This window comes from Bifidobacterium sp. POST2/T3 (B1) (genome assembly GCF_058197115.1).
Map to the genome: position 1 here is coordinate 1 of NZ_JBVPQK010000074.1, position 10,874 is coordinate 10,874.

The window sequence follows — 10,874 nt, forward strand, 5'->3', positions numbered from 1 at the left end:
CTGACGGCCATGGTGTGCATCAACCTGATTGCCGTGAGGGTTTTCGGGGAGACCGAGTTCTGGTTCTCCATGATCAAGATCACCCTGATCCTGGCCATGATTGCCACAGCCGTGGTCATGCTCATCATGGGATTCCACTATCCTGCCGTTCACATGCCGGGACAGGACCGGATCAGCCCGGCCGGCCATGCGGGCCTGGACAACATCACCACCGGTCTGAGCCTGGCGCCCAACGGGTGGATGGCCTTCTTCATGAGCTTCCAGATGGTCTTCTTCGCCTACGAGATGATCGAATTCGTGGGGGTGACCGTATCCGAGACCCAGAATCCCCGCAAGGTCCTGCCCAAGGCCATCAATCAGATCATCCTGAGGGTGCTGATCTTCTACGTGGGCGCCCTGGTCGCCATCATGCTGATCGTGCCCTGGCGCTCCTTCCGCCCCAACGCTGACGGCAGCTTCACCTCGCCCTTCGTCATGGTCTTCCGTTACGCCGGGGTGGACTGGGCGGCTGCATTGGTCTTCTTCGTGGTCATCACGGCAGCCAGCTCCTCGCTGAACTCCCTGCTCTACTCCGCCGGCCGCAACCTCTTCCAACTGGCCGCCGCCGGCCACTCTCCTGTGATGCGCAGCCTGCATACGATTTCGCGCCGCGGCAAGGTGCCCGCCCGGGCCATCATCCTGTCCGGAGTGCTGATCCTCTTATCTCCGGTACTGCATATGCTGCCCGGCTTTGAGGACACCTTCGTCCTGTTCACCTCCTGCTCCAGCGCGGTCATCATATTCATCTACATCCTGACTCTGCTTGCTCACCGCCGCTACCGGACCAGCAAGGACTTCATGCCTGATGGGTTCATCATGCCGGCCTACCGGGTGACTGGAGCCGTTGCCATCGCCTTCTTTGTTCTGATCTACCTCTCGCTCTTCCTGGCCCCCGACACCAGGTATCCAGCCATACTGGGATTGGTCTGGCTGCTGGTATTCGGCGGCATCTGCCTGTGGAAGCATAGGGAGGATTCGGCGCTGGTCTAAGTCCGAGCCGGCAACTGATCATATCGGGCCATGCATGGCATGTCAGCGGGTCATCGCCCTGGTTCCTGATGGCCCGTTGTTTATTTTCCGTCATCGTTGATGTATCTGCTGCACTTCATTTATGCTGCACCCTTTTTGCTGGCCGGACACTAGCTACTAAGTGAATTGCAAACACAAAATTAAGGGGGATATGTTATCCGGTTGACATATGTCGTTATTGATGTAGGCTGTAACCAGCAGGTTCAAGAAAGGCTTGTAAATACAGTTATCTACGACAGATTGCTGATGTAAACCAGTACTCCAGTCTTTGGAACTGTACTCAATAGCATCCTGAATATGTTATTCGGTTAACATATAACGGATCGCAACTGTCTGATGCTTGGTCTGCTGATGAAGGTGGTGAGTTACCGTGACCGGGTCCAAGACGAACGTGCTCTTGTTTCTGAAAGGAAACGGCTACTGGTGGGTTACAAAAAGGATAAGAAAATGAACAGACACAACGTGGTGAAAACTGTTGCGGCCTGCTTGGCCGGGATTTTGTCCTTGGGCATGCTGGGAGCGTGCGGCAATCAGGGCAAGGATGCCAGCGGGTCTACGATTATCAAATTTGGCATTCATGTGGCCAATCCGAAAAAGCAGGAGGCTGTGACTTATGACATAGTGCAGGCATTCAACAAGAAGCATCAAGGCAAATATAAGGTGGTCTTCGAGGCATCTGACAAGGAATCTCACTCCAAAAATATGAAGCTCGAAGCTTCTGATGGCACATTGCCCCAACTGTTCTGGATCGATGCCAGCGAAGCTCCCGAATACAGTAAGTCCGGAACTTTGTTGGACCTCCGTGATTTTCTGCAGAAAAATCCTTCAGCGGCCAAGGCAATTGCCGGAGGGAAGGACTCGTTCGAAGACAAGCAGACTGGCCAATACGGGCTTCCTTATCAGAGCAATGTGCAAGGCTTCTTCTATAACAAGGGAATTTTCGACAAGTTGGGGATTTCTTATCCCAACGATGACACCACATACGAGCAGCTGATGGAGACGCTTCCCAAGATCAAGGCAGGAGGATATACGCCCATCGCTATAGGCAGCAAAAACAGCTCCTATACGATGTGGGAATTTAACGAGTTCTTGGTTCGATACGGCTGGCAGGATAATCTGAAGAAGATCGAGGCAGGAAAAGAGCAATTCAACAATCCTGATTTTCTGAAGGCATTTAATAAAATTGAAGGGCTGGCAAAGGCCGGTGCGTTTCCGGAAAATGTTTCGACCATTGAATACTTCGATGCCAAGCAGCAGTTTAATGACGGGAAAGCTGCTTTATTCGGATCCGGGCAGTGGGATTGTGCTGAATTTGATTCTTCATTAGGGGACAAAGTTGGATTCTGGTGGGGTCCAAAGTTCAGCGATTCCTCATATGACCAAAATGTATCCATGAGAGTCCCGGCGAATCCTATCGTGGTCAACAAGGCTGTAGGCGATGATGCGACCATGAAAGCCGGTGTCTACGAGTTTCTCAAGTTCTATTACGGGGAGCAGGCGGCAAAGATGTCCTACGCCAAATCGACCTTCCCCGCGACCAGCTATCCAGGGCTGAAAGCGACGTCAAGCCAGTATGCCATGAATGAGATGCTCAAGGCGCTTGGCAAGGATTGGCCTTCCCCGGCATCTGCGCCGGATCTCACCTTGGATGCAGCCAGTCAGCAGGCTCTCTATGACGCTATTTTCGGAGTGATCCAAGGTACTTATACACCTTCCGCAGGCTTGGACAAGATCGATCAAGCCTGGAAAACCAGTCATAAGTAATTGAATATGCCCGCCTCTTCTCCAAACGGGGGATTTGGGGGAATGCGGGGATCATACACGGAAGAAACGGCATTATATGCGCTGGCTCAGCAAAACGCGGTACAAGGTGGGATTTCTGATACCCACGTGTTTGGTTTACGTGATCTTTATCATTGCTCCCATAGCTATAGCTATCTGGTACAGCTTTACCAGATATTCCGGAATCGGACAGGCAAGATTCATCGGATTGTCCAACTATGTTCGACTCATCCATGATCCATTCTTTTGGAAATCGGGCGCGAACACAATAATCATCTTTGTTGTCGCTTCCGTGCTGCTCATGATTCTTTCCTTTTTCATCGCACTGCTTCTCAATAACAAACTACGATTTATTGATCTTTCCAAATCGTTGATCTTCTCTCCAGCGATTATCGCCCCTATTATCGTGGGCATTATTTGGGTCTACATATTGGATCCGAAGGTGGGCATCATCAATGGTCTGCTTAGAGCAATCGGATTGCGGGGGTGGGCCAAGCAGTGGATAGGCGGGACTGTTCTTTCCCCGTACAGCATCGCCATTATCTACTTCTGGCAGCAACTAGGATATCTGGTCACCATCTTCATCGCCGGGTTGAAGATGATCCCTGAAGAGGTTCTGGAGGCTGCTCAAATCGATGGTGCTACGGGCTGGCAGCGCGTGCGTTATGTCGTAATACCGATGATGCGCTCCACAATATCGACTGTTGCAGTCCTAATCATCACAGGGATATTTAAGATATTTGAAATTGTACAGCAGACCACCGGCGGCGGCCCCAACCATCTCTCTGAGACTCTGGTGACCTACAGCTATTCCATGACTTTCACCAGCAGCGACTATGGATATGGCATGTCCATCGCCAGTGTCACGTTCCTTATTTCACTGGCCCTTACAGGGCTGTACTTCATCTTCAGTAGGAAGAGTGAGTAAGCATGCTTGCGAAACGAACAAAACGCATAATGTATGTTCTAATCGCCATCATTACCGTTCTGGTGGTGTTCCCCTTCATCTGGATGCTTGTGCTGTCGTTTAAAAGCAACGCAGAAATTCTGTCCAATCCACTGGCTTTGCCGCATACCTTAAGTTGGGGCAACTACGTCAACGCACTAAAAACACTTGATTATCCAAGGCTATATGCCAATACCTTCATGGTCTGCGTGGTCGCCTTGGCCATCGAGCTTGTCATAACCTTCCTGAGCTCATTCGCTCTTGCAAGGATGGTGTTCGAGCATCCCAATCTGCGGCGGCTGGTCTATGGGTTTCTTATAGCAGGGTTGTGCGTTTCACCCTTCATTCTGCTGTTTCCGGTGTATAAGATCAACATATTCTTCGGACTGCGCGAACAGTGGGCCCTGGTGTTTCCCTATGTGGCCTCGTCCATTTCTTTCAACACCCTCCTCTTCGTCGGCTATCTCCAAGCGTTGCCGCCTGAAATTGACGAGGCGGCGATTATTGATGGGTGTTCCATATGGGATCTCATGGTTCGTATCATCCTGCCCATGACCAAACCGGTCATCGCTACTGTGGTCATATTCAACGTGCTTTACATGTGGAATGAATATCCCTTTGCATCGGTCATGCTGCGCAGGCAGGCCGACTACACACTGGCCATGGGCGCCTCGTTCTTCAAAGGTACCTACACGGTCGACTATGGCGGAATTGTGGCATCCAGCGTCATGATCATCATCCCCGAGCTGATTTTCTATGGGGTCTTCCAAAAGAAGATCGTAGGCGGCATGGTTGCCGGGGCCGTCAAGGGATGAATTAGGAAATCACTGCTTGACCATCGCTAATCAATAGACAACGAAAGGGTAGAAAATGAATAATATAAATGGACTGTTTGGAGACCTGACAAAGGTTGCTAATGCACGCAATGGCAGATTGTCGAGCTGGGACCATAGCGGAAAAAATCAGGATTATTGGGAGGTCCCGGCTGGTAAGACCACTTGCTTGGGCGAAATAGAAGGCCCTGGCTGCATCACGCACATGTGGATGACATCCTCCTGCAGGAGGGTGGTGGCTCCTTCGATCATGGATCCCCAGCAGATGGCACAGGCAGCTCCAGTCATGGAAATCGGTCCCGCCCTAGGCGTGGTCTGGGATGATTATGACCCATTCTATTATCGGAAAGTGCTGATCAGCATTACATGGGATGATCAGGACAGCCCAAGTGTTCTTGCCCCCCTGGGAGACTTTTTCTGTATAGGGAACAGCTATCCGGGCAATTTCTCATCTCTGCCCTTCAATGTTTCGCTCAAACCGGAAGAGGCTGGAAGATTTGGCGCACCCTGTTCGGTGTCGTGCTACTTCCCGATGCCGTTTGATCGAAAGGCTCGCATCGATATCATCAACGAGGGTGATCTGCCTTTCATTCTGTATTTCAACATTGATTATGAAATGTATAGGGATCGTCTTCCTGCCGATACGGCGTATTTCCATGCTTGCTGGAACAGAACCGCCCGCTGTGCGGGTTGGGGTGACGATCTGCAGGTCAATGCGCCGGAAGTCAATGGAGTACGAAACCTCAAGGGTGAGAATAATTACACCCTTTTGGATGTCAAGGGAACGGGACACTACGTAGGGTGCAATCTGACCGTTCACCATTATCAAGGCAGTTGGTGGGGTGAAGGCAACGACATGTTCTTCATAGATGGAGAAGAATATCCCAGTCTCAATGGTACCGGCACTGAGGATTACTTCAATAATGCCTGGGGCATGCAGAGAAACTCTTTCCCCTTCTTCGGCACCATTGTCCATGAAGCAGATTCAGATGGTGTGCAGGTCTCATATCGATTCCATATCACTGATCCAGTCAGATTCTCTAAGAGTCTGAGAGTCAGCATCGAGCACGGACACGCCAACCAGCTTTCTGATGACTGGAGTTCGACCGCTTACTGGTATCAGACTATGCCTGATGAAACGCCGTTGCATATCCTGCCGGTAGCTCAGCGGATACCCGATGTGCCTACCTATGCCACGCGAGACGGTGATATGCCTTCATTGACTGACGATATGCGTGAGGCCAGGGAATCCTACAAGCGTCGTTGGAAGGCTTATAGACCGCTGCGACAGGAGCAGTTCCGCCTTAAGGAGGAGAAGACTGCTCGCGAGTCTGAATTGAATACGCAGTTTGCCGCAGAGCAACGTCGGGCGTTTGACCGCTGACCATTGACCAAGTGAAAGGAAAATCGGAAATGTCCCAGAAGAGCATGGCCTTTGCCATTGCGCATGCACAACAGCATATTAACGATCATAAGGCTCAGGTGTCTGCAGGAGTTATGAGGCAGGAATACCACTTCATGGGACAGACCGGTTGGATCAACGATCCCAATGGCTTGATCTGGTTCCGCGGGCAATATCACATCTTTTATCAGTTCAATCCCTATAGCGGGTTTTGGGGTCGTATGTTTTGGGGTCATGCGGTCAGTGATGATCTTTTCCATTGGAGATATCTGCCGATCGCATTGGCTCCAAGCGAATGGTACGACGACCATCCGCAAGGTGGCTGTTTCTCCGGGAGCGCCATTGTCAAGGACGACAGGCTGTATCTGCTGTATACCGGCACCTCCAATAATGGCAGAGGGTTTGAGCAGAATCAGTGCCTGGCCTGGAGCGATGACGGCATCCATTTCAGCAAATATGAAGGTAATCCGATCATCAGCGCCCCCGAGGGGGTGTCTCATGATTTCTTTCGTGATCCCAAGGTCTGGGAGCATGAAGGCGCTTATTACCTGATATGCGGGGCGCAACGGCACGGTCAGGCCTGTGTCCTCCTCTATCGTTCCAACGATCTGATCAACTGGCAGTTCCTCAATACCATGGCGGAGAGTAGGGGCGAATGGGGCTATATGTGGGAGTGCCCCGATTTCTTTCAACTTGGTGACCGTTATGTCCTAATCTGTTCGCCAATGGGGGCAGGAGAACGCACAGTCGTCTATTTCATTGGCGATTTCGATTATAGGACCGGACGATTCTCTTATACCTCGAATGGAGAGATTGACTGGGGATTCGATTTCTATGCGCCTCAGACCTTTCTGGATGGTGCAGGACGTAGGATCATGCTGGCTTGGGCGAATTGCTGGGATTGGATGCCGTTTTGGAAGGACTGGGGACCGACATATCGGGAAGGTTGGTGTGGGTCATTCTGTGTTCCGCGGGAGGTACGCCTCGAAGGTGGGGATAAGCTGGCATTCGAGCCTGTTCGAGAGCTCTCACTGTTCCATGTTGACCCGTATGAGTCGCAGCATATGGTAGTGGGGACAAAGCCAACCGATATTCCTGTGTCTGATGGTGTGCATTATGATCTGACCTTTTCGATTGATCTGGCATCTACCACAGCTGATGTCGTCGAACTGCACATGCGTGCAGATAAGCAGCACGAAACCGTCTGCTATCTTGATCTGAAACGCGCACTCATGGTGGTGGATCGCAATCGGGCTGATGGGTGGAGCAAGGGGGCCACCCGGAGTACTTTGACTGGTGTGAGGAATGGTACTTTATCGATTCGTATCGTCAGTGACCGTACATCACTGGAGATTTTTGCGGATGAGGGTAGAGTATGCCACTCGCTCAACATATTCCCCAAAAATGGGTGCAAGGAATTTGCCATTTCGACGCAAGGCGGCGAAGCTAGCCTGTTAGATCTGCAATCGTATGGGGTGCAGATTTGATGTCTTTGCCGCGGCGGCAGGCGTAATCTACTAATGATGCGGGTTATCCCGACGGGTGCTGTGGTTGGCAAAGGTACCGAACACGTGTGATGGAGCCAGTATGACGACGATTAATGATGTGGCGCAGTATGCTGGAGTTTCTAAAAATACTGTGTCCCGTTATCTCAATAATCGTGGATACATATCGCAGATGACACGTGAAAAGATACGCAACGCCATCAATGTCCTTCAATACCATCCCAACCAGATTGCTCGAAGTCTGTACAGCAGCAGGACCAACCTCGTCGGTTTGGTCATACCAGACGTGACTCAGCCTTTCTTTTCGACGATGACTGCCTGTATAGAGGATCAGTTGGATCGCAAAGGCTACAAGATGATCCTGTGCGATACCAAAGACTCCTCGAGTAAGGAGAAGAAGTACCTGGAGATGCTCCAGGAAAATAAAGTCGATGGCATCATTATCGGCAGTCATTCCATTGACATACGGTATTCGGACATCAGCGCTCCAATTGTTGCCTTGGACAGGAACCTTGCCGATGACATCCCTGTGGTAAGCGCGAACCATGAGCAGGGCGGACGTATAGCTGCGCAGGCCTTTATTAGGCATGGGTGCAAGAAGGTCATCCAGCTGGTCGGATATACAAAGGTGAGAACACCTTCTGGCAAACGTCATGCGGCTTTCGGCGAAGAAATGATGAAACATGGCATCGCCTGCCACACTTATGAGCTCGGACTGAATCAGTTCGATTTTGACTCGTATCTGGATGTCGCGGATATGATTTTGGATCGCTATCCTGATCTTGACGGCGTGTTCGCTGCTGATATGGTGGCGCTCGCGGTTCAAAAGAGAGCCCTGACAAGAGGGCTGGCTATCCCCAGTGACCTGCTGGTCTTCGGGTATGATGGGTCCTTCATATATAAGACTGCGTACCCGCCATTGCCTACGATCATTCAGCCCTACCGACAACTGGCGAAGGTTGCGGTTTCCGTTCTCATGAAGCTCATTAACAAAGAGAAAGTTGATCAGCTGTCATACACGATCGATGTGAAGCCATCTATGCAAGAGTAGGGCATTTAGGATGGCTGCGGTAAGTCTTGCAGAGCTTGATCAAGGTCCAAAAAAGTAGAGGCGCATTTTCCGTATAGTGCGAAATGGGCAAAAAGTCAAACCTATTTTTTCTGTTTGCTTTGCAGTAGATTAACCCAAGGATCGTGTTGTACGGAAATATACAGCTTTATTGATCCTGGTAACGCAAGTGAGAAGCTGATGCAGGAGGTCAGGATGGCCACGAATGGACGCATATCGGCGCGCATGCCGTCGGTCCTGGCATTGCTGGCTGTCTGCTTCATCCTCTGTTGTTTGCCAGTGCAGGCGGCTCTAGGGGCAAATGCGTCGACCAACTATGCTACTTGGACCGATGTGGTCAAGGCCATTGATAAGGATCTTGATTCTGGACGACAAGCCTATGCTGTTGGTGATCACGCGGGAGCGGCTGCCAATTTTATGGCTGCCTATAATTCAGGCTACATCGGTTCGAACTTTGTTACAGTTACCGCTTCAACATTGGGACAGGATCGACGTACCGGCTTGGATGCACGTTTTCAGTCCCTCCAATCGAAAGCTTATGCAGATGACAATCAAGCTGACATAGACCAAGATTGCCAAGCTTTGCAAGCTGATCTGGCCGCTACGGCCACCCAGCTGGATGCCACCCAGGGGCTGGCCAATCCCCGTGCCTATGCCAAGGCTCAGCAGGAGCAGATCAAGGCGGACCGTCGACGGTTGGACGCGGCCAAAAAGCATCGGAACAACGGTAAGGGCGACCGGACTTGGACCCAGGTGGCCCACGAGATGACGCCCATTCTGGATCAGGCGCTCGCCCAGGCTTCCAAGGGGCAGGGCCAGGCGGGATCCGACCTGGTCAACAAGGCCTACTACCAGTATTACGAAAAGCTGGGCTTCGAGAAGAACGTCATGAACGCCATCAGTGGCAACAGGGTCTCTCAGGTGGAATACCAGTTCAAGGAGACCCGGATGGCCATGGTGGCCGGCAAACCGGCCAAGACCCTGGTGAACGACCTGAAGAGCATGCTGGTCGAGGACGCAGCCACTCTGGACGGGGGCGCCGCAGACCAGGTCAATGGGTGGACGTCCTTCCTGACTTCCGCCTTCGGCCAGGCTTTCGTGGTTCTGCTGAGGGAGGGTCTGGAGGCCATCCTGGTGGTGGCGGCCATCATTGCCTACCTGGTCAAGGCCGGCCATAAAGACAAGGTTGGGCACATCTACTGGGGCATTGCAGCGGGCTTGGTAGCCAGCGGGCTGGTGGCCCTGCTCTTCACCCTGCTCTTTAACGGGAATGGTCCCCAGCAGGAGATTCTGGAGGGCGTGGTGGCCTTGGTGGCTATGCTCATGCTGCTCTACACCAGCAACTGGATGCTGTCCAAGTCCTCTGTGGAATCCTGGAACCACTACATTCAGAGCCGGACGGTGGCGGCCATCTCGAAGGGCAGCGTTATCTCCCTGGCCCTGCTCTCCTTCCTGGCAGTCTTCAGGGAGGGTGCTGAGACGGTTATGTTCTACCAAGCCATCTTCGCCATGGCTCCTGGCGGTACACGTGAGATTTGGACCGGCTTTGCGGCTGCCGCCGTGGTCCTGGTCATCGTTTTCGTGCTCATCCGCTTCACCTCGGTCAAGATTCCCATCCGGCCCTTCTTCATTATCACCAGCCTGCTTATGGCGGTCATGGTGGTCATCTTCGCCGGGGGTGGTGTCCATGCCCTGATCGAGGGCGACTTGGTCCCGGCCACCTATCTGCCCGGGGTGCCCACCAGCGACTGGATCGGGCTGTATCCATACACGCAGACTATCGGCGCCCAGGTTCTGGCGGCCCTGGTCGTGGTCGTGCTGGCAATTGTGTCGACCCACCGCCTGCACAAGCAGGAGCGGTCGCGGTCGAATCAGGACTCCGGCGGGTCGCCGTCGGCAACCGTCCATCGGACGGAAGCCGATCAGGCCGCCGAAGGGGCTGTGCCCTCTGAGGTCACGGCATCCATGCAAACACCAAAGAGCGAAGGATAATCATGAAGAAGAGACAATTGACCGCCCTGGTCGCGCTGGTGCTCTCAGGCACCCTGGCCCTGGCAGGGTGCGGCTCCAGCGGATCAGGCACCCGTGAGGCCCCCGCGCCTGAGGCTTCCAGCAGCTCCAAGTCTTCGGATGGCAAAGGGGCCGGGTTCGAGGAGATTCCCATCCCGCCCGACGATCAGCAAAAGGGCCCTCTGAACATCGGCACGGTCTTCTTCCAGCCCATCGACATGGAGCCCGCATCCATGGGTCTGAAGGCGGCCGATGCCAG

The 10,874-nt window shown here is 52.7% G+C and carries 9 protein-coding genes; all 9 read left to right on the forward strand.

Going from position 1 to position 10,874, the window contains the following annotated elements; all coding sequences use genetic code 11:
- Window positions 1-1,029 (forward strand): amino acid permease (locus tag AC0AP0_RS05190; RefSeq protein WP_490429601.1); only part of this gene is annotated, 1,029 nt, incomplete at its 5' end.
- A 375-nt stretch (window positions 1,030-1,404) separates the two neighbouring features.
- Window positions 1,405-2,832, forward strand: a complete 1,428-nt coding sequence (locus tag AC0AP0_RS05195) for an ABC transporter substrate-binding protein (protein ID WP_490429602.1) — start codon at window positions 1,405-1,407, stop codon at window positions 2,830-2,832.
- Between the two features lie 76 nt (window positions 2,833-2,908).
- Window positions 2,909-3,778, forward strand: a complete 870-nt coding sequence (locus tag AC0AP0_RS05200) for an ABC transporter permease subunit (RefSeq protein ID WP_368041649.1) — start codon at window positions 2,909-2,911, stop codon at window positions 3,776-3,778.
- 29 nt (window positions 3,779-3,807) lie between these two features.
- Complete coding sequence (locus AC0AP0_RS05205; protein WP_248004353.1) at window positions 3,808-4,611, forward strand: carbohydrate ABC transporter permease; 804 nt, start codon at window positions 3,808-3,810, stop codon at window positions 4,609-4,611.
- A gap of 283 nt (window positions 4,612-4,894) precedes the next feature.
- Window positions 4,895-6,013: a glycoside hydrolase family 172 protein gene (locus tag AC0AP0_RS05210; RefSeq protein ID WP_490429603.1), complete on the forward strand. Its 1,119-nt coding sequence runs from the start codon at window positions 4,895-4,897 to the stop codon at window positions 6,011-6,013.
- Between the two features lie 29 nt (window positions 6,014-6,042).
- Complete coding sequence (locus tag AC0AP0_RS05215; protein ID WP_490429604.1) at window positions 6,043-7,518, forward strand: glycoside hydrolase family 32 protein; 1,476 nt, start codon at window positions 6,043-6,045, stop codon at window positions 7,516-7,518.
- A 100-nt stretch (window positions 7,519-7,618) separates the two neighbouring features.
- Window positions 7,619-8,587, forward strand: coding sequence for a LacI family DNA-binding transcriptional regulator (locus AC0AP0_RS05220; RefSeq protein WP_211121036.1), 969 nt, complete (start codon window positions 7,619-7,621; stop codon window positions 8,585-8,587).
- 213 nt (window positions 8,588-8,800) lie between these two features.
- Complete coding sequence (locus AC0AP0_RS05225; RefSeq protein WP_490429605.1) at window positions 8,801-10,597, forward strand: FTR1 family iron permease; 1,797 nt, start codon at window positions 8,801-8,803, stop codon at window positions 10,595-10,597.
- 2 nt (window positions 10,598-10,599) lie between these two features.
- A partial coding sequence (locus AC0AP0_RS05230) for an iron transporter (RefSeq protein WP_490429606.1) occupies window positions 10,600-10,874 on the forward strand: 275 nt, incomplete at its 3' end.

What these genes read in the sequence shown, in the direction of transcription:
- AC0AP0_RS05200 (WP_368041649.1), top strand. Translation starts at nt 2,909, where the DNA reads ATGCGCTGGCTCAGCAAAACGCGGTACAAGGTGGGATTTCTGATACCC.
- AC0AP0_RS05195 (WP_490429602.1), top strand. Translation starts at nt 1,405, where the DNA reads ATGCTTGGTCTGCTGATGAAGGTGGTGAGTTACCGTGACCGGGTCCAA.
- AC0AP0_RS05210 (WP_490429603.1), top strand. Translation starts at nt 4,895, where the DNA reads ATGGCACAGGCAGCTCCAGTCATGGAAATCGGTCCCGCCCTAGGCGTG.
- AC0AP0_RS05225 (WP_490429605.1), top strand. Translation starts at nt 8,801, where the DNA reads ATGGCCACGAATGGACGCATATCGGCGCGCATGCCGTCGGTCCTGGCA.
- AC0AP0_RS05220 (WP_211121036.1), top strand. Translation starts at nt 7,619, where the DNA reads ATGACGACGATTAATGATGTGGCGCAGTATGCTGGAGTTTCTAAAAAT.
- AC0AP0_RS05205 (WP_248004353.1), top strand. Translation starts at nt 3,808, where the DNA reads ATGTATGTTCTAATCGCCATCATTACCGTTCTGGTGGTGTTCCCCTTC.
- AC0AP0_RS05215 (WP_490429604.1), top strand. Translation starts at nt 6,043, where the DNA reads ATGTCCCAGAAGAGCATGGCCTTTGCCATTGCGCATGCACAACAGCAT.